Raw genomic sequence first — 19,228 nt, forward strand, 5'->3', positions numbered from 1 at the left:
TCCCTTCTTGAGGTCAGATTATCTGTAAATAAGAAAAAAGGTACGCAACCTCAGTACACCGATTCCTGCGGCGACGGTTGCATACCTGCATCCTACAGTCTATTTTACACAATTTCTACTTCTTTTGCGGATTCTTTCTCTAATGTCTCAAGGCGACGGTCCATTGATGACGTCTCGTACTCACGTTCAATCTTTCCGCCAAGGTTTTCGATATACTTTTTCATATCGCCAACTGATGCCATTTTACTGTCTGCATTTTCAGGAGAGATGATTTGATCCATCCGGTGATGGGCGCGGGTCACATTCTCTTTCCCCATCAATTGCAGCTGACGAACTTTCATATCTTTCACTTTATGTTTCATTTCCTCGAATTTACGCTCCAGTGAAATTAATTCATAAGCCGTTTCCATAACGCTTTCCGAAAGTTCTGCTGCACGCGTATCGTACGCAGCGATTTCCTCCTCGGCAAATGCGATTAAGTCTTCTTCACCAGCAGTTTGTGCAAGTTCAAGCTGACTACGACGTTTTTCTGACATTTTTTCAGCTTCTGCCAACTCTTTCTGCAGTTCTGTTTTTAGTTTGCTTTGACGTTCAAGCAATTTCCCGATTGACTCGGTCTGTTTTTCTGCCTCGCGGATGTATTGATTTAACATGGCAATTGGATTTTTGCTTTCCTTTTTGTCGAGCACCGTGTGAAGATCTGCTTGTACCGAGTATTTAAATCTATTCCAAAGTGAGTTCATAGTTAGTTCCTCCTCATTATTTTGTAATTTCATTCCACTGACGTTCGAAGTTTACGAATGGATCGTCAGTAGGGTTATTGATGATGTTACTGTTTTCTGAGCCATGCCATTTACGCCAAACATACAGAACACCGACTAAAGCAATGATTCCGATGAATGCCGGTACATTTGCTATTGCTGTTAACAAGCCAATGACAAGTACGCCTCCCCAGAACAATTTCGAGATTGTGGAAGTGCTCTTTCTGAAATAATGGAACCCCGCGTATGCAATCAATGCTGAAAATGCAAGTGCGAGAAGTGAGCCGAGATTCGCAAGGGCAACGATTGCTGCTGTAATACCAAGTGCTGCAAGACCTAGTTTTTTCATTTGTTGTTCCTCCTTTCGTTTGTAGCTTAATCTTATAACGATTTCCGGCTCGTCCAAACGGGCGCTAAGCGGATTTCCACCTAGGACTTGAGGCTGATTCGATCTAAGTCATACTAGATTTTGTAAGTGTTTTCATGTATTCTATTATTATAAGAAAAGTTAATTAATTCGGGTAACGGGGTGTGGGTATGAAAGAGGTTGTTATTGTTCAGGGGGTTAGAACTGCGGTAGGTAGGAGAAAAGGGAGCTTTTCGGTCTACAGACCTGATGAACTTGCGGCTGTGGTACTTGAGGAACTTATGAAACGTGCAGGGATAAACAAAGAAGACGTGGAAGACGTCATTCTTGGTTGTGTTACCCAATCAGGTGAACAAGGTGGGAATATTGCTAGGACAGCAGCGCTCATCGCTGGATTCCCAATACATGTGCCTGGTGTGACAATTGACCGGCAATGCGGATCGAGTCAGCAAGCTGTTCATTTTGCGTCACAAGCAATTCTGTCTGGGGATATGGATATCGTCATTGCAGGTGGAGTTGAAAGTATGACGCGTGCACCAATGATGTCCAATATGGGAGATGCTAAACCAAGTACAAAGCTCCTAGAAAAATATGAAATTATTAATCAAGGACTATCAGCTGAACGAATTGCTGAGAAGTGGGAACTGTCGCGGGAAGAACTAGATCGCTTTTCATTCGAAAGTCACCAAAAGGCGATTCACGCAATTAATGAAGGGAAATTTGAAGAAGAAATTGTTTCAGTTGAAATCACGAAAGAAGATGGCACAACAGAACTATTTTCTAAAGATGAAGGCCCTCGTCCCGAATCGACAACAGCAGTGTTGGCAGGATTACGGACGGTCTTTGATGAAAATGGCGTAATTACAGCGGGTAATGCAAGTCAAATGAGTGACGGGGCATCTGCTGTACTCCTTATGTCACGCGACAAAGCGGACGAACTTGGCGTGAGGCCGATCGCACGCATTGTTGCACGAGCTGTTGTTGGCTCTGATCCGACGTTAATGCTAACTGGTCCAATTGAAGCAACACGGAAAGTACTTGAAAAGGCCGGTCTTACAATAGAAGATATGGATACGTATGAAGTGAACGAAGCATTTGCACCAGTGCCGCTTGCTTGGCTGAAAGAAACGGGTGCTGATTCTACGAAATTGAACCCGAACGGCGGCGCCATCGCACTCGGTCATCCACTTGGCGCGACAGGCACGCGATTACTGGTGTCGATGATTCACGAATTAAAGCGGACTGGCGGACGTTATGGGCTACTCGCAATTTGCGAAGGAATGGGTATGGCGAACGCGACAATTATTGAACGTATTTAATTTCATCCAGTGAGGGGTCAAACCCCTGCTAAATGAAATTTAGGTGTATTCGATTAGGGGGATTTAGGTGTGGAAATGGAAAAAGTAACAGCAATCGTGACAGGTGGAGCATCCGGTCTTGGGGAGGCCACTGTAAGGAGGATAGTAAACGCCGGAGGAAAGGCAGCTATCTTCGACAGGAATGAAGAGCGTGGACAAGCACTTGCAAGAGAGCTTGGAGAGGAAAGTGTTTTATTCCTCAAAACGGATGTTGCGGATGCGGAAGAAGTGGAAGTAAACGTTGCTTCCGTAAAGGAGAAGTTTGGAGAAGTAACAGCCGTTGTTAATTGCGCAGGTATTGCGACGCCGGGGAAAGTATTGTCGCGTAGCGGTCCGATGGTGCTTGACCAGTTTGAACAAGTCATTCGAGTAAACCTGATAGGCACATTTAATGTAATTCGTGTGGCGGCGGCCGCAATGCAAGGAAATGAGCCAAACGAAGAAGGGGAACGTGGGGTTATTGTAAATACTGCTTCCGTTGCTGCTTTCGAGGGACAAATTGGACAGGTTGCATACAGTGCTTCAAAGGGCGGCGTTGTTGGAATGACATTACCGATTGCACGTGAACTCGCGGCATTCGGTATCCGAGTGATGACAATTGCACCGGGTCTTGTAGAAACACCGTTATTCGAGGGGCTACCGGAAGCCGCACGTAATTCACTTGCTTCAATGGTACCGTTCCCGAAACGACTTGGGCGACCAGATGAATATGCAAAGCTTGTTGAAAGTATATTTACTAATACACTGCTCAACGGTGAAGTAATTCGGTTGGATGGTGCGATTCGGATGCAACCAAAGTGAGTTGGAAACAATGGTTCGCCGATAAACATGGCAACTCGAACACGTTCCAAAGCACATGTTACAAAAGGAGGGGCTAGACCGTTGGCGAGATACAGATTTGAAATGGATGAGCACGTCATGTTTCGAGATTCACTTCGGAAGTTTCTTCAGAAAGAAGCAGTTCCACACTACGATACATGGGAAAAAGATCGGCTTATACCAATCGCATTTTGGAAAAAACTTGGGGAGATGGGGTTCCTCTGTCCGCAAGTGGATGAAAAATACGGAGGGCTTGGTCTGGATTTCAGCTTTAGTGTAATCATCGGGGAAGAACTTGAGCGTGTAGGCGCGGGTCTCACAGGGGTAGGCTTGCACAATGACATCGTTGTTCCATATATTGAATCGTTCGGCACAATGGAGCAGAAAGCGCGTTGGCTACCTGGTTGTGTAAGCGCTAACAATATTACCGCTATTGCAATGACAGAGCCAGGAACAGGATCGGACTTGGCTAATATCTGGACGACGGCAATTAAAGATGGGGACCATTACGTCGTGAATGGTCAAAAGACGTTTATCACAAACGGTATTAATGGGAATCTTATACTCGTTGCTGTAAAAACTGACCCATATGCCGAACCAAAACATCGTGGCGTCAGTTTGCTTATTATAGAAGAAGGTACGCCAGGTTTCACAAAAGGTCGAAAACTCGATAAAGTAGGGTTGCATTCGCAAGACACGGCGGAATTGTTCTTTGAAGATTGCCGTGTACCTGTAACGAACTTAATTGGCGAAGAAGGAAAAGGATTTAGCTATCTAATGGAGAAACTACAGCAGGAACGGCTTGTTGTTGCGATTGCCGCACAAACGGCATCAGAGGATATGCTAGAAATGACACTTGAGTATGTAAAATCGCGGAAAGCATTTGATAAGCCGATTGGTTCGTTTCAAAACACGCAGTTTAAACTTGCTGAAATTGCAACGAAAGTGGAGATTGGAAAAGTATTTCTAGAATCACTTATCGAAGATCATCTAGCGGGAAAAGATGTCGTCACAAAAGTATCGATGGCGAAATATTGGCTGACCGATACGGCGCGAGAAATTTCGGCAGAATGTATGCAGTTGCACGGTGGGTACGGTTATATGGAAGAATATAAAATTGCGAGACGTTACAGGGATATCCCTGTGGCATCGATTTACGCAGGGACGAATGAAATTATGAAAGTCATCATCGCGAAGAATATGGGCTTGTAGAAATTAGGGTTGCTTAGTAAGTTGATATAAAGAACGCCATTGAATCTGTCTTGGCGCTCGGCTACCCATTTAAGGCACATACGCTCAGTTTGTACACCGTATTCAATACTGCAAACTATATAAGTAGGAATAACTTGGTTTCGTAGGGCATATTATCTTTCGGGACCATATGAGATGTATACCTACTATTATAATGCACTGTTTACGTAAAAAATATTCTACATGAAAAGGGGCGAGATTAGTATGATGCAAACACCACTATTATTATCTTCCTTTATTAAACGAGCAGAGCAATATTTCCCTAACAAATTAATTATTTCACGAACAGGAGAAAACTCGATTCACCGGATTCCATATAGTGAGTTCGCAAAAAGAACACGCAAACTGGCGGATGCCCTGACGAAACTCGGGATGGAGCATGGAACGAAAGTTGGCTCGTTTGCTTGGAATCACCATCGACATTTAGAAGCGTATTTCGGTGTGCCGGGAACAGGTGCCATCCTTCATATGATCAATATACGATTATCTCCGGAACATATTGCATACGTTATCAACCATGCTGGGGATGAAATCCTGCTTGTCGATGATAATCTGTTTCCGCATCTTGAAAAACTTGCGCCTTATCTGAAAACGGTGAAACATTATATCATCATGGGAGACAGCACTGAAATACCTGAAACATCTCTCGAAAATGTCCATTCGTATGAAGCACTTCTAGCTGAAGCATCTGAAGACTTTGTATTCCCAGAGGATCTCGATGAGAATACGCCAGCTGGCATGTGCTATACATCCGCTACGACGGGCAATCCGAAAGGAGTCGTCTATACCCATCGCGGACTTGTTCTGCACAGTTATGCGCTAGGACTAGCTGATGCTATGGGTTTATCGGAGAGAGATGTAATTCTGCCAGTCGTGCCAATGTTCCACGTCAATGCATGGGGAATGCCATTCGCCGCAGTCTTTTTTGGTACAACACAAGTCCTGCCGGGGCCAGGCTTAAATCCGAAGCTGTTGCTGGACTTGATCGAGCAGGAGAAGGTGACTGTAACAGCGGGAGTCCCGACAATTTGGCTAGCAGTGCTGAAGGAGCAGGAGGAGAGCCCGAGAGACTTGTCATCACTTAGAGCCGTTGTAAGCGGTGGTTCAGCTTCACCAAAAGGATTGATCCGTGCATTCGAAGAAAAACTAGGTGTTCCGTTCATCGTTGGCTATGGCATGACTGAAACATCGCCACTAGTCAGTCTATCTGTCTATTCGTCAGGGATGACCGATTTAACAATGGATGAGAAAATCGATGTCCGTGCACTTCAAGGTATGCCGATGCCGGGTCTTGAAGTCCGTATTGTTAATGAAGCCGGAGATGCGCCTTGGGATGGTAAAACAATGGGCGAATTAGCTATTCGGGGACCTTGGATTGCAAGTGAATATTACAATGATGAGCGTACAGCAGAAGCTTTCCGTGATGGCTGGCTATTCACAGGCGATATCGCAGTTATGACAGAGTTCGGCTATCTTAAATTGATGGACCGCACAAAAGATTTGATCAAGAGTGGAGGCGAATGGATTTCGTCTGTTGACTTGGAGAATGCGCTGATGACGCATGAAGATGTTTTTGAAGCGGCAGTGATAGCAATACCGCATGAGCAATGGATTGAACGTCCACTGGCGTGTGTTGTCTTGAAAGAAGGGAAGGTTGCTGACGAAGAGATGAAACAGCGGTTGCTAACCTATTTGGCAGGCCAGTTCGCTAAATTATGGGTGCCGGACGATGTTGTCTTCTTGGATGAAATCCCGAAAACATCCGTCGGTAAATTCCTGAAAGCCTCATTACGTAATCAATTGACGGAACATTATCAGCAAGTGTAAAACACACAAAAAGGGGCCGTAACCACACTGGTTTGGTCTTTTTTTCATTTCAACGTATATAGATCAGTATCAGGCCTTAATAAGCTCCGCAATGAGAACAGTATACATGTCTAGATTTGCACTTGTACATTTCCGACTCGCTTTGGACGATATGATTACAACACCTTTCCCGCCACTTCCCTTGGAGAGGAATTGCAATTCATTCCTCCTTGGTCAGCCTGTTGCGACTATCTGTCCGTCGCGTAACTACAATGTTCAAGTGAAAAATGCAGTTGTTAGGAAGAAAAGAATAGATGACATTCTATAGAGAGTGTAAGTGCCCGAAGATACAATTTCGGGCACTCTAGCACAGATTATAATGCGTTCCTTGCTCACTTTTAGCAAAGAGTATGCATCTAATCATGTAACACCTTATAGAAAGTGACACCTCTTTACTGGTAAAAAAGAAAAAACCTTAAACAAGGCCTCAGCCGCCAAAATTGCATCTTTGGTGGCTTTTATCCAGGTCGATGCGCCTCTATTATTTCGTCCCAAAACGCTTCAACACTTCGTGTATGTAGGTATTTGGAGCGCGACGGATGAATAAGCACCATACAATTACCGAAAAAAATGTGTAGGGATGCGACGAAGTTGCATCCCTACACATCAAGACATCTCGTTAATCGTATAGAGATCATTTAATCCAAAGCGATCCAAATGCGGCTGTACATAAGGCGTCTAGAATTTTGTCATAAAAGTATGTAGTCATACTGGATGAATTTGGTTAATTAACCTAGTGTGGTTTAGTACTTGAATAATCAACCCGATAGTTAGTACTTTAGTGAATCGTATTCCTGATATTCGGTATAAATATAACTTACCAGACTATGGACTATATATAGCTTGGTGGGTAGTGTATAACTCCATTGATCATTGTGGAGGGATTGTTAACTGGGGAGGAAATTGTGGATATCTATCTCTAGAATTTGATTAATAACCTAAAAAGATGATTTCCGATAGAAAATTCTGAAACTATAAACATTTTTCAGAGTTATCAACTGATGACTGTTGATAACTCGGCACTTTATGAAGTTATCAACAAAAAATGAATGATCCTCTAGGATGATTCAAGCGGGTAATACCGACGTAGAATCATAGCGATGGACTCTTTCGCATAAAATAATTGATAAGAAAGGCAACTTCTTCTTATAAAGGAACGTCTATTCATTTCACGAAGTCAGTTTGCACTTGCATTCGGTATTTAGTAAAGTAATAGTTGGTGGGGGCGAAGCGTGGAAAATTGGATTACTGAATTTATGGACCAGTTTGGCTATTTTGGTGTGTTTTTATTAATCATGATTGAGAATGTGTTTCCACCAATACCATCTGAAGTTATTTTGACATTCGGTGGATTCATGACGACTTATTCGGATATGACTCGAATGGGTGTAATCATTGCGGCAACGGCTGGATCAATTATTGGGGCGATGATTTTGTATAGTATCGGGTTATTTCTCGATGTGGCACGCCTTGAGAAAATTGTTGATCGGTGGGGTGGCGTTTTACGTCTTACTCGAAAAGATATCCGCAAGGCCGATGCATGGTTCGACAAATATGGTCCGTGGACAGTGCTGCTCTGTCGCCTAGTTCCACTAATACGGAGCCTAATCTCGATTCCAGCAGGTATGTCGAATATGAACTTCCCGCTATTCATTTTACTTACAACAATCGGTAGTCTGATCTGGAATACGGCACTTGTTATGATCGGCGCAGCAGTCGGCGACAATTGGCAATCGATTGTTCATTATATGGACATCTATTCGAACGTTGCGTACGCACTGCTAGCAATTGGCGGAATTGCGATTTGCATTTGGTATATTCGCTTCCGTAGAAAGAGAGTGTAACTAACTTATGGAATTATTTGATTTGATTAAAGCGTTAATACTTGGATTTGTTGAAGGTATGACGGAGTTTGCACCTGTATCATCGACGGGTCACTTGATCATTGTCGATGATATGTGGCTGAAGACAGAAGAGTTTTTAGGTAAATATCCCGCGATTACATTTAAGATTGTTATCCAGCTAGGATCGATTTTAGCGGTTGTCGTCGTATTTTGGAAACGTCTTTTTAGCCTAGTCGGACTTTATAAGATTGATGGTAAAAAGATGAATTCACGTTTCAATTTAGGGCATGTCATTATCGGTATGCTTCCGGCTGTCATTCTTGGATTTGCGTTTAAAGATCTGATTGATGATTATTTATTCGGAGTGGAAACGGTTATTTTTGCCTTGGTGGCAGGGGCAATTCTTATGATAGTGGCTGATAAATTTGGTCCAAAAAAACCGAAAGTACAAACGTTGGACCAAATCACATACAAACAGGCATTCTCGGTTGGTCTTGTCCAATGTCTGTCATTATGGCCAGGATTTTCGCGCTCAGGTGCTACGATTTCGGGTGGAGTACTGTTCGGCATGAACCATAGAACGGCAGCAGATTTCACGTTCATAATGGCTGTTCCAATTATGATGGGTGCAAGCCTTGTATCGGTTTTGAAAAACTGGGAGTACTTATCAATGGATAATCTGTCGTTTTATATCGTCGGATTCATCAGTGCATTCATCTTTGCGCTTATCTCGATTCGCTTCTTCTTGAAGCTCATCTCACGCGTCAAGCTTGTACCGTTCGCAATTTACCGACTTATATTAGCAGCTGTGCTAGCGGTTATTGTGTTTTTATAAGAATCTGAAACGACTCCTGCACATTGGTGCGCGGGAGTCGTTTTTTTGTCTTTGCAATGCAGTCTGAAAATATCTGATCTACTTATAAATTGGTGATTAATTACTGTTCGAACCTAGTTTTTCCGAAATCCGTCTACCTGTTTCCATAACTTTTTCAATAAGGAAATCCATCCGATTTTCAGTCAGATTGAAACTGACGAAGCCTATACTGATTGCCCCGACAACTTCTCCTAATCCATCAACAATGGCCACCGCGACAGAAGAAGTACCTTCCGTCCTTTCACCGTGACTCGTAGCATATCCTAGTTTTTTTATCTGTTTTAGCGTTACTTCAACTGGAGCCAATTGTTCGAGAGGCAACAGTTTCTTCAAAATGTCCGTGGACTTAAAAGAAGGCATATTGGCAAGCATCGCTTTATTAGCCGCACCGATATTCATTGGAATACGCAAACCGAGTTGGTCATAAATCCGGATTGTATTATTTTCACTATCTATTCTCTCTAAAATAATTGCTTCTAATCCTGCGGGGCGGCTTAGATAGACACTTTCATCTACTTCATGGCTCAAACGTTCTAGCTCTGGCCTTATTTTAGTGACATAATCCATCGAGTCATACACTTGCAAACCGTATTCTAACCAAATCGTTCCGAGCCGATAGCATTTCGTACGCTCATCCTGCTCCACCATACCTTGTTTAATCATCGCTTTCAGCAATCTATGCATTGTACTGAGTGGTAATTCGCATTGCTTGGAAAGGTCTGAAATAGACACTCCGTTTTCTGAAGTGTGTGTAGCAAGAGTTTTGGCTACGATCATAGCGCGGTCAATTGATTGCATTTAAAGCACCACCTGTCATGTAAATAACTAAGTAAAATTCATTAATCTGAAAAAACAAATTAAAAGTATTTGAAATACATTGACATTGTATCATGAAGAGAATATATTTTATATATAAACTTTCCGTTCTTCGGAAACGTTTTCCACTATGCGGAAAAGGGTGACGTAAATTGACTTATTGTTCATCAATGTACAGTCCATTAGAACGGGTGATTGTAAAGCATCCAAATGAAGCTTTTCAAAATCAAGATCATCTCACGGATCAATGGAAAACATTCAATTACCTTGAGGAACCGAATTTTAAAGAGGCGGTTCGCGAGTATTCTAACTTTATAGGAATTCTTGAAAAATATGTTCCACAGATTGATTATTTACCTGCATCGCCTGAAGTTGGTATGGATTCTTTGTATGCACATGATCCGGTGAAGTTTACGCCAGCAGGAGCAATCATTTTGAAATCAGGTAAAAAACTGAGACAACCGGAAGCGGTAGTATATAAAAAGTTTCTTGCAGAAAGAGAAATTGCTATTGTTGGTGAGTTGACAGGAGACGCAGTGTCAGATGGCGGTGATATTGTTTGGTTGGACGACAAGACACTTGTTGTAGGCCGTGGATACCGTACGAATGATGAAGCAATCCGGCAATTGAAAGAAATGACAGCGTCTTTCGTCGACGAATTCATCGTCGTTCAACTACCACATGATCAAGGAGAAGCGGAATGTCTGCATCTTATGTCGTTCATCAGTATGGTCGATCGTGATTTGGCAGTCGTGCATTCACCACTAATGCCTGTTTTTTTCCGGCAGTTGTTGATTGAACGAAAAATCCAGCTAATTGAAGTTCCGAAAGATGAATATGACACACTTGGTTGCAACGTGTTGGCACTGGCACCACGGGTTTGTGTAATTGTTTCTGGAAACGCTTCCACGAAAAAACAATTGCTCGATGCTGGAGCTACAGTTTATGAATATAAAGGTGAAGAAATAAGTGTAAAAGGGACGGGGGGGCCAACGTGTTTGACTTCTCCCGTAGTAAGAAACTAAAAATGAGGAGTGGAATGGATATGTATTCAAACGTAATTGTAAAAACACCTGGGGAAAGCTATTTGAATGGATTGACGACTTCTGATTTAGGAAAGCCCGTATTTGAAAAGTTACTAGATCAGCATAAAGAGTATATTGAAGCGTTGGAAAAGTGTGGCGTGACTGTTACACATCTTCCAGCAAGTGAAGAATTCCCGGACTCGACATTTGTAGAAGATGCAGCCGTGTTGACATCTGATTTCGCGGTTATTACAAATCCAGGAGCGGAATCACGTAATGGAGAAATCAAGGAAATCGAAGCTACTCTAAAAGGATTTTACGAGAAACTTCACTATATAAAATCGCCAGGAACACTAGATGGCGGCGATATTCTTCAAGCGGAGAACAATTTCTATATTGGGATTTCTGAACGGACGAATGAAGAAGGAGCACTTCAATTGAAGGGGATATTAGAACAACAAGGTTATGAAGCTACGATTATTCCGTTAAAAGAGTTTTTCCATTTGAAAACAGGAATTGCTTACCTAGGAGATAACCGGATGGTCGTTGCGGGAGAATTTGTGGATCATCCAGCATTTGATTCATATGAAAAAATTGTTATAGGTAAGGAAGACGAGTATTCAGCCAACTGTATCCGTGTGAATGATTATGTCATTATTCCGTCAGGATATGAAGAAACAAAACGTAAATTTAATGAAGCGGGCTATGAAACAATCGAACTGGAAATGTCTGAAGTTCAGAAGCATGACGGCGGATTAAGCTGTTTGTCATTACGCTTCTAACCGTAATCGAAAAGTAAATGGGGAAAACAGGGGAGTGAATATCATGTCAAACAAAGGGGAACAACCGCAAGATAATCTATTAAAACGTTCTATGAAAAGCCGTCACTTGTTTATGCTCTCTCTCGGAGGAGTAATTGGAACAGGTCTGTTTCTGAATGCAGGCTATACAATTAATCAAGCCGGCGCGGGGGGAGCGCTGCTTGGATACTTATTCGGTGGTTTGATTTTATATATGGTTATGGTTTGTCTTGGCGAGCTGGCTGTCCATATGCCTGTGACAGGGTCTTTCCAAACATATGCAACACGTTATATTAGTCCTTCGGCTGGTTTTTCACTTGGCTGGATGTATTTTGTAGGTTCGGCTGCCACTGCGGGAGTGGAATTCACTGCTGCTGGAATACTTATGCAACATTGGTTCCCAAATGTTCCGATTTGGATTTGGTGTTTGATATTTATGGTCCTCTTATTCTCTTTGAATGCGCTGTCGACGAGAGGATTTGCAGAAGCTGAATTCTGGTTTGCAGGTATTAAAGTCCTTGCAGTTATTTTGTTCCTTATCATTGGGTTTGCGGCGATTTTTGGCTTCATTCCTATGGAAGGTCGTTCAACACCCTTCTTAACAAATTTAGCTCCTACAGGGTTATTCCCAGCGGGCATCGCGATCGTGTTTGTGACGATGATGAACGTTATCTTCTCCTATCAAGGTTCGGAGTTGGTTGGAATTGCGGCAGGGGAAACAGAAAATCCTGAAAAGAACATACCAAAAGCAATCCGAACGATAATTTTTAGAATTGTCATTTTCTATATCGCTTCGATTATTGTTTTATCGGCTATTTTTCCTGCATCCGAACTTGGTTTACTTGCCAGTCCGTTTGTGACATTGATGGAAATTGCCGGCGTTCCGTACGCGGCGGGTATTATGAACTTTGTTATCTTGACGGCGATTTTGTCAGTGGGAAATTCGTGTTTATATGCGTCAACGCGACTTCTATGGGCAATGTCAAACGAAGGGATGGCACCTAAGATGTTCGGGCGATTATCGAAAAACAGAGTACCGCTCAATGCACTTATCTTCACAATGTCGTTCTCCCTTTTATCATTATTGACAAGTGTGATGGAAGCAGAGGCAGTGTTCGTATTACTCATGTCGATTGCAGGAATAGCTGTCACAATTTCGTGGATGGGGATTGCGACATCTCAATTGATGTTCCGTCGTCACTATTTGAAAGAGGGCGGGAAATTGGAAGACCTAAAATATAAAGTCCCTTTCTATCCTTATGTCCCATTGTTTTGTATCGCCTTTTGTCTTCTTATTCTCGTCTTTTTGGCATTCGATCCAACACAGCGGATTGGGTTATACTACGGCGTCGGATTTTTAGTTGCATGTATGCTGTTTTATAAATTCAGGTTGGAAAAAAAGAATAAGGTTAGTGTTGAAACTGAAGTGAAACCTGTAAATTAAAGGAGAATTACTATGAACCAATTACTATGGGGCACACCCTCTACACTTCGGTCACTGTTATGTGAACTCGTTAGCTGGGACAGCCGTACGTTAACTGAAGGGGAGAATACATTTGCTCCCAAATTAGAGGCAAAGTTAAATGAACTAGCGTATTTCATAAATAACCCGAATCAGTTGGCACTTCACGATGCAGGGCTTGGTCGTCAAGCTGTCACTGCTTTGTACAAGCATCCCGAAGCAACAGAAACGATTGTTCTTATAAGTCACTTCGATACCGTATGGACTGAAGAATATGGTGTGTTGGAGCCGTTTGCATTTTATCCGGAGATGCTGACGAAAATGTTGTCTGAACCCCAGCATAATGCTGATCTTCCAGAGGATGCACGCATCGACCTGGAGACCGGAAATTACTTGTTTGGTCGAGGCACAATGGATATGAAAATGGGGCTTGCGCTTCATATGCAACTCATTGAAAAAGCCAGTGTTGAGAAATGGCCAATCAATCTATTATTAGCTACAGTTCCTGATGAGGAAGTTAACTCAGCGGGCATGCGTGCTGTAGTGAAGGAGCTTGTCCGTATTCGTGAGGAGCAAGGGTTAACGTATAAACTATTTTTAAATAGCGAGCCATCGTTTTCCCAAAACCCAACGGATATTGCTGAATATGTCTACTCGGGTACCATCGGGAAAATCATGCCCGCTGCATTGTTCTATGGCAAAGAAACGCATGTTGGGGAGCCAATGAAAGGTATGACTGCGAACTATATTGCTTCATATCTGACACAACGGATGGAATGGAACGAATTATTCCGTGAGACGGATCTTGGAGAAAGTACGCCGTTGCCGGTTTCATTGCAACAAAAAGATTTGAAGCTTCAATACTCGACGCAAACGCCTTACCGCGCAGTAGCATTATATAATGTTTTCCTGATGAAGCGTACGGCATCGGAAGTGATGGATTTGTTCGAACAAGTGGCACTTGAGGCAATGGCAGCGTGCAACGATAGCTACAAGATTATTTGTGAACGAGAGCAAGTGAAAGGCGTAGGAGAAGTGAACGTTTTGCGTTATGAACAGCTCCTTGAACATGCTTTGCTAAAATTAGGGGAAAAAGAAGTGGATCGCTTGAAGCAAGAAGTACTCCATAACGAAGAGTGGGATGATCGTGAAAAATCGCTTCGTATCGTCGATAACTTGATGATCCAATGCCAAGAACTTGCGCCGGCAACTGTCCTTCTTTATGCACCACCTTACTATCCAGCCATTAACTCGTCGGATAACCCGCTTGTCATTCAGTCGATTGAATTGATGAAGAAAACAGCGGAAACATTAAATAATACAGTCGAACAGATTCATTACTTCAACGGTATCTGTGACCTAAGTTATGTTAACTACGATGACGACACAAATGGCTGGGCTGCATTCGAAAGCAATACGCCGGTATGGGGCGAAACGTATAGCATTCCATTCACTGAGATGGCCCAGTTGAAAGCGCCCGTGTTCAATGTAGGTCCGTTTGGGAAAGATGCACATCAACGGACGGAGCGTTTACACGTCGACAGTGCTTTTGTGGAAATGCCTGTTATGCTGGAAACGCTTGTGAAGAGCATGTATGTCACGAATGAAAGTTTGGAAACATGTACAGGCTAATATAACTGAAATGTGGAGACCTTCGGAAATAGTGAAGGTCTCTATTTATTGTCTGCATCTGTTAAGATGAAAGAAAAAGTGGCAGGTGAATCGAATGAAAGAGCAAATCTTAATCATCGAAGACGAAGAAAATATCGCACGTGTCCTTCAGCTTGAGCTTGAGTTTGAGGGCTATGAAACGGGCATTGCACATACAGGACCAGACGGGCTTATCAAATATCGTGAACAACAATGGGATCTTGTTCTATTAGATCTTATGTTACCTGGATTGAATGGATTAGACGTATTACGACGGATTCGAGCAACAGAAGCAGACACGCCCGTCATATTATTGACGGCGAAAAGTGATGTGGAAGATAAGGTGGCGGGGCTTGACCTCGGGGCGAATGATTATGTGACGAAACCTTTTGAAATCGATGAATTACTCGCAAGGATTCGTTCGGCACTTAGATTCTCTAAACCTGTGGCGTCTGTAGAAACTAAAGACGAACATCTCTTTGAATTTGCGGGTTTGTCTCTTCATGAGCAAACACGTGACGTAACAAGAAATGGCCGCTCCATTGAGCTAACACCACGGGAGTACGATCTTTTACTTCATCTGCTGAAACACCCAAACCAAGTGTTGTCACGTGAACAGATGCTAGACGCCGTTTGGGGGTTCGATTATTACGGTGATACAAATGTCGTGGATGTGTACATTCGATATGTCCGGAAGAAAATCGAACAAGGGGAAAAAAGCACGCTTATCCAAACGATACGGGGTGTTGGTTATGTTTTAAAGGAGCAACAGGTTAATGAAGCTTAAAACAAAGATCCACCTTTTTTCTACGTTGCTGATGCTCGTTATCTTAACGTTGACGAACACGGGCATCTATTTTGTGTACAAAAAAATTGCGTTTGACACGGAATACCACCAGCTAACTACGCAATCGCAAGATCTTATTGCTTCACTTAGCCGAATGACCGGACAAACCGATCCAGCGACGGTGCTCCGCGCCTACATTCCGCCGCAAGGTGTAGTTCGTATTGTCGATCCAACTGGCAAGGTGAAAGTTGAAGTCCAATCGACGGAAGGGATTGGGAACTACCACCCTGAAATAAAACCAGGCGAACGCTATTCAATCGGTGAATTTGACAATACACCGATACTTACGATGCGCGAGCCAGTTATTTGGACAGACGGAAAAGTGGTTGAACTGCAGACGATTCAACTGCTAAGTGATGTAAAACATAATTTGAGCTTGCTCAAGCTTATCCTCTTCGGAGTGACCCTTATCGCGATGATTCCCATAACGATTTCAAGCGTTGCGCTTGGTCGCATCGTGATCCAACCAATTGATAATCTCATTAAAACGATGTCACAAAGCCGGCAAACGGGAACATACGAGAAGATTGAGGTCCCAGCCGAAGGGAAAGACGAAATGGCGCAGATGGGCCATGAGTTCAACGATATGATGGGGCAACTCGAGAGCAATTTTAAAAAACAAGAACAGTTCGTTTCCAATGCCTCGCATGAATTAAAAACGCCGCTCACTGTTATAGAAAGCTACGCGCGGCTTCTCTCACGCCGCGGATTTGATGACCTTTCGGTGGCAAAAGAGGCAGTCGGGGCAATTCTTGGGGAATCCATTCGGATGAAGGATATGATTGAGCAAATGCTCCACCTTGCAAGAAATCAAGAACATGTTGCGTTTAAGTTTGAGGAAACGGATATTAATTCGTTGGTTGAAAAGACCTTACAACCAATGCGTCAAGCACATGCAAGAGATTTCATTCTAGAAGGGAACGGTTCTGTGGTTGTGGTAACGGATGCTGAAAAACTTAGGCAATTATTATTCATCCTCCTTGATAATGCACGAAAATATAGCGAACGAGAAATTAAAACGACTATTTCGGAAAATGAAACTGCTATTTCCATTGCTGTTACTGACTATGGAAACGGAATCCCTAAAGAAGCCTTGCCGCACATTTTTGACCGATTCTATCGAGTCCATGAAGACAGAAACCGTAAAACAGGTGGAACGGGCCTTGGGCTGGCAATTGCTAAGGAACTTGCAGACGGTCTAGGGGCAGAATTGAATATAGAAAGTAGCGTTGGCGTAGGAACCACCTTCCGGATCATCATGCCCAAAAAACAGATTCTCACCGATTTTTAATGTTGGAATCGTATGATGAATGAAAGGAGGCGAGGAGTATGCATTTTTTGAAAAAATCATGGTTTATTCCGTCCCTGTTAACCATAGTACTTCTAACAGTGGGCGGATTTTATATAGGAAGTTTGATCAATAAGCAGGAACCGATGGCGGCTGATACGATCCGAACTCAGTTGGAGAGCATGTACGGTGGAACTGTTGACCGAATTTCAATAACGAACGGTGTTTATCAAGCTGAAATGAGCCGAGGTGAAGCGTTTTATTCGGCTGAAGTTGACGCAACGACAGGAAGTGTTTTATCGCTTACCCAGACTGGTGAAATGAAGGAAGAGATTCCGGACGTGCTTTCTGAGTCTAAGGTGAAAGAAATTATAGCGGGGAAATATAGCGGTGAAACGGAACGGATTTCATTGATTACAGGCGGAGAAGCCCCGATTTACGAGGTGAAGCTGTCGAAAGACCCGAAGTTTACAAAGGTGACAGTCGACGCCATGACGGGGAAAATAATCACTGAAACTGTGAAGGAAACGACAGGGGAAAATGCGCTTATTACCAAGGAACAGGCGATTGCAATTGCGCAAACTCAACTAAAAGGTGATGTAGATGACTTTTCGTATGAAAAAACAAGCGATGGGGGTTACTACCTAATCGAAATCGAAGCAGCTGATGACCGGGAAGGTACCTTCCAGATTCATGCAATTTCAGGGAAAATAATGTCTGTCACATGGGATGACTAATCTCTCATCAAATTCTAATACTCCTCACAATGTCCTCTCATGTTCGCCGAGTAATATGAAGGTAACAACAAAAGGAGGAGATACAAGATGAAGAAATGGATGATGATTCCAGCATTGACTGGCGTGCTTGTAATAGGTGGAGTTGCAGTGGCTGGGAACGCGGGACATAGTTTCGCGGCGACGCCAAAAGGTTTATTGACGATGGAAGAAGCGGAAGCAATTGCTGTAAAATCAGTAGGTGGAACAGTGACTGGAATTGAATTGGACCGTGAACTAGTGGGTGATATTTATGAGGTTGAAGTTAAAACAAACGGCTTTGAATATGATCTCGATATCGATGCGAAAACAGGAAAAGTATTGCGCACAGATAAAGAAAATGATAATGATGACGACTTTGATAACGACGATTCAGACGATAAAGTGATTGCTCCAAATGGTAAATTCATAACAGAAAAAGCTGCTGTCAATATTGCGATGAAACAAGCAAAAGGTACTGTGGCAGAAGTGAAATTAGACGAAGATGATGGCCTAGTAGTCTATGAAATCGAAATTCGAGATGGGAAATATGACTACGACTTCGATATTGATGCAATTTCAGGTGAAGTTCTGAAATTTGAAAAAGATAGTGAAAAAGATAATGATTGAAGTAAAGGGGCTGTTCCTGAACAGCCCTATTTTTATGGAGAAAAGTAATTTAGACTTCGTATACTTTCCCAACTTCAGCAAGTTCAGTAGGTCCATCATATACAACAACAGCCGCATCAAGAATTTCTTCAATATTTCCGTGCAACGGTAAGTGGGTTAACACAAGTTGTTTTACTCCCGCCAATTTCGCCATTCTTCCAGCTTCGCTTCCGCCCATATGACCTGGTGCTTTCCCGACGTGTTCTTCATATAAATTGGCCTCGCTAATTAAAAGATCAGCGCCGCGTGCGAAATCAATCAGTTCATCTCGCCATTCTGTATCTGCGGTGAGTACAATGGACTGGCCACCGACCTTGAATTTCATTGCCAAGCAATAGACGGGATGTACCGTCCGGCAAAAGCTCACTTTAAATGGACCTATTTGAATGACATCATCTTCTGAAATACCAATGCCTACTGTTTGATCTTTGTACGAGAGTTTTGCGAAATTCTCTTGATCCATAGTGTGCCCATAAATCGGTAATGGGGGAGCTTGATGACCTAGATAAAAATTAATGATCCTGCTGAATTGGAGACTCCCGACATCTGCAATATGGTCTGCATGATAATGACTGATGACGACGGCGTTCAGTTTTTCTAAAGGTAAATAATTTTGCAATGAGGAAAGTACGCCACTACCGCAATCAATGAGACAATGAAAGTCATCGTGTTCGATCAAAAAAGACGATGTGGCACTATTTGCTTTCGGGTATCCACCCCAGATACCGATTGGTGTTATTTTCATTATGAATTCCTCCAATTCCATTGTAAGTGAAAAA

At 42.8% G+C, this 19,228-nt stretch carries 19 protein-coding genes; 15 read left to right on the forward strand and 4 right to left on the reverse strand.

Annotated features, from left to right (window positions below):
- Window positions 1-104 precede the first annotated feature (104 nt).
- Both MKZ26_RS16170 and MKZ26_RS16175 read right to left on the reverse strand, forming a co-directional pair.
- The gene (locus MKZ26_RS16170) at window positions 105-743 is read right to left on the reverse strand and encodes a PspA/IM30 family protein (protein ID WP_067213554.1); all 639 of its coding nucleotides are present in this window, start codon (window positions 741-743) and stop codon (window positions 105-107) included.
- A 16-nt stretch (window positions 744-759) separates the two neighbouring features.
- Window positions 760-1,110: a lmo0954 family membrane protein gene (locus MKZ26_RS16175; protein ID WP_187046131.1), complete on the reverse strand. Its 351-nt coding sequence runs from the start codon at window positions 1,108-1,110 to the stop codon at window positions 760-762.
- Between the two features lie 188 nt (window positions 1,111-1,298).
- Between MKZ26_RS16175 and MKZ26_RS16180 the strand changes: the two genes are divergently transcribed.
- From MKZ26_RS16180 to MKZ26_RS16210, 7 genes are all read left to right on the forward strand, one after another.
- On the forward strand, window positions 1,299-2,447 hold the full coding sequence (locus tag MKZ26_RS16180; RefSeq protein WP_340741051.1) for a thiolase family protein: 1,149 nt from the start codon (window positions 1,299-1,301) through the stop codon (window positions 2,445-2,447).
- 75 nt (window positions 2,448-2,522) lie between these two features.
- Window positions 2,523-3,287 carry a 3-hydroxyacyl-CoA dehydrogenase gene (locus MKZ26_RS16185; RefSeq protein ID WP_445683462.1) on the forward strand — a complete coding sequence of 255 codons (765 nt, stop codon included), beginning with the start codon at window positions 2,523-2,525 and terminating at the stop codon, window positions 3,285-3,287.
- Between the two features lie 81 nt (window positions 3,288-3,368).
- A complete protein-coding gene (locus tag MKZ26_RS16190) occupies window positions 3,369-4,517 on the forward strand; it encodes an acyl-CoA dehydrogenase family protein (protein ID WP_340766787.1) in 1,149 nt (382 codons plus the stop codon).
- Between the two features lie 243 nt (window positions 4,518-4,760).
- A complete protein-coding gene (locus tag MKZ26_RS16195) occupies window positions 4,761-6,383 on the forward strand; it encodes a long-chain fatty acid--CoA ligase (RefSeq protein WP_340766788.1) in 1,623 nt (540 codons plus the stop codon).
- Window positions 6,384-6,489: 106 nt separating this feature from the next.
- Window positions 6,490-6,690 (forward strand): hypothetical protein, encoded by a 201-nt coding sequence (locus MKZ26_RS16200; protein ID WP_340766789.1) that lies wholly within the window; start codon window positions 6,490-6,492, stop codon window positions 6,688-6,690.
- 964 nt (window positions 6,691-7,654) lie between these two features.
- Window positions 7,655-8,266, forward strand: coding sequence for a DedA family protein (locus MKZ26_RS16205; RefSeq protein ID WP_067213549.1), 612 nt, complete (start codon window positions 7,655-7,657; stop codon window positions 8,264-8,266).
- Between the two features lie 7 nt (window positions 8,267-8,273).
- The gene (locus MKZ26_RS16210) at window positions 8,274-9,101 is read left to right on the forward strand and encodes an undecaprenyl-diphosphate phosphatase (protein ID WP_067213548.1); all 828 of its coding nucleotides are present in this window, start codon (window positions 8,274-8,276) and stop codon (window positions 9,099-9,101) included.
- Between the two features lie 96 nt (window positions 9,102-9,197).
- On the opposite strand, the gene MKZ26_RS16215 is transcribed toward MKZ26_RS16210, so the two are convergent.
- On the reverse strand, window positions 9,198-9,938 hold the full coding sequence (locus tag MKZ26_RS16215) for an IclR family transcriptional regulator (protein ID WP_340766790.1): 741 nt from the start codon (window positions 9,936-9,938) through the stop codon (window positions 9,198-9,200).
- Window positions 9,939-10,126: 188 nt separating this feature from the next.
- Between MKZ26_RS16215 and MKZ26_RS16220 the strand changes: the two genes are divergently transcribed.
- From MKZ26_RS16220 to MKZ26_RS16255, 8 genes are all read left to right on the forward strand, one after another.
- Entirely contained in the window at window positions 10,127-10,981 is an 855-nt protein-coding gene (locus MKZ26_RS16220) for a dimethylarginine dimethylaminohydrolase family protein (RefSeq protein WP_340767672.1), read from the forward strand.
- Between the two features lie 20 nt (window positions 10,982-11,001).
- Window positions 11,002-11,763 (forward strand): dimethylarginine dimethylaminohydrolase family protein, encoded by a 762-nt coding sequence (locus tag MKZ26_RS16225; protein WP_340766791.1) that lies wholly within the window; start codon window positions 11,002-11,004, stop codon window positions 11,761-11,763.
- A 43-nt stretch (window positions 11,764-11,806) separates the two neighbouring features.
- Window positions 11,807-13,225 (forward strand): amino acid permease, encoded by a 1,419-nt coding sequence (locus MKZ26_RS16230; RefSeq protein ID WP_067213545.1) that lies wholly within the window; start codon window positions 11,807-11,809, stop codon window positions 13,223-13,225.
- Window positions 13,226-13,237: 12 nt separating this feature from the next.
- Window positions 13,238-14,875, forward strand: coding sequence for a M20/M25/M40 family metallo-hydrolase (locus MKZ26_RS16235; RefSeq protein WP_340766792.1), 1,638 nt, complete (start codon window positions 13,238-13,240; stop codon window positions 14,873-14,875).
- Between the two features lie 94 nt (window positions 14,876-14,969).
- Window positions 14,970-15,680, forward strand: coding sequence for a response regulator transcription factor (locus MKZ26_RS16240; RefSeq protein ID WP_340766793.1), 711 nt, complete (start codon window positions 14,970-14,972; stop codon window positions 15,678-15,680).
- Window positions 15,670-17,031 carry a sensor histidine kinase gene (locus tag MKZ26_RS16245; RefSeq protein ID WP_340766794.1) on the forward strand — a complete coding sequence of 454 codons (1,362 nt, stop codon included), beginning with the start codon at window positions 15,670-15,672 and terminating at the stop codon, window positions 17,029-17,031. Before MKZ26_RS16240 ends, MKZ26_RS16245 begins: the two co-directional genes overlap by 11 nt.
- 38 nt (window positions 17,032-17,069) lie before the next feature.
- Window positions 17,070-17,765, forward strand: coding sequence for a PepSY domain-containing protein (locus MKZ26_RS16250; RefSeq protein WP_340766795.1), 696 nt, complete (start codon window positions 17,070-17,072; stop codon window positions 17,763-17,765).
- An 87-nt stretch (window positions 17,766-17,852) separates the two neighbouring features.
- The gene (locus MKZ26_RS16255; RefSeq protein ID WP_340766796.1) at window positions 17,853-18,410 is read left to right on the forward strand and encodes a PepSY domain-containing protein; all 558 of its coding nucleotides are present in this window, start codon (window positions 17,853-17,855) and stop codon (window positions 18,408-18,410) included.
- A 49-nt stretch (window positions 18,411-18,459) separates the two neighbouring features.
- Here MKZ26_RS16255 and MKZ26_RS16260 read toward each other — a convergent pair whose 3' ends face one another.
- Window positions 18,460-19,194 (reverse strand): MBL fold metallo-hydrolase, encoded by a 735-nt coding sequence (locus MKZ26_RS16260; protein ID WP_340766797.1) that lies wholly within the window; start codon window positions 19,192-19,194, stop codon window positions 18,460-18,462.
- Window positions 19,195-19,228 lie beyond the last annotated feature (34 nt).

The sequence above is a fragment of the Sporosarcina sp. FSL K6-6792 genome, from assembly GCF_038004885.1.
GTDB lineage: Bacteria > Bacillota > Bacilli > Bacillales_A > Planococcaceae > Sporosarcina > Sporosarcina psychrophila.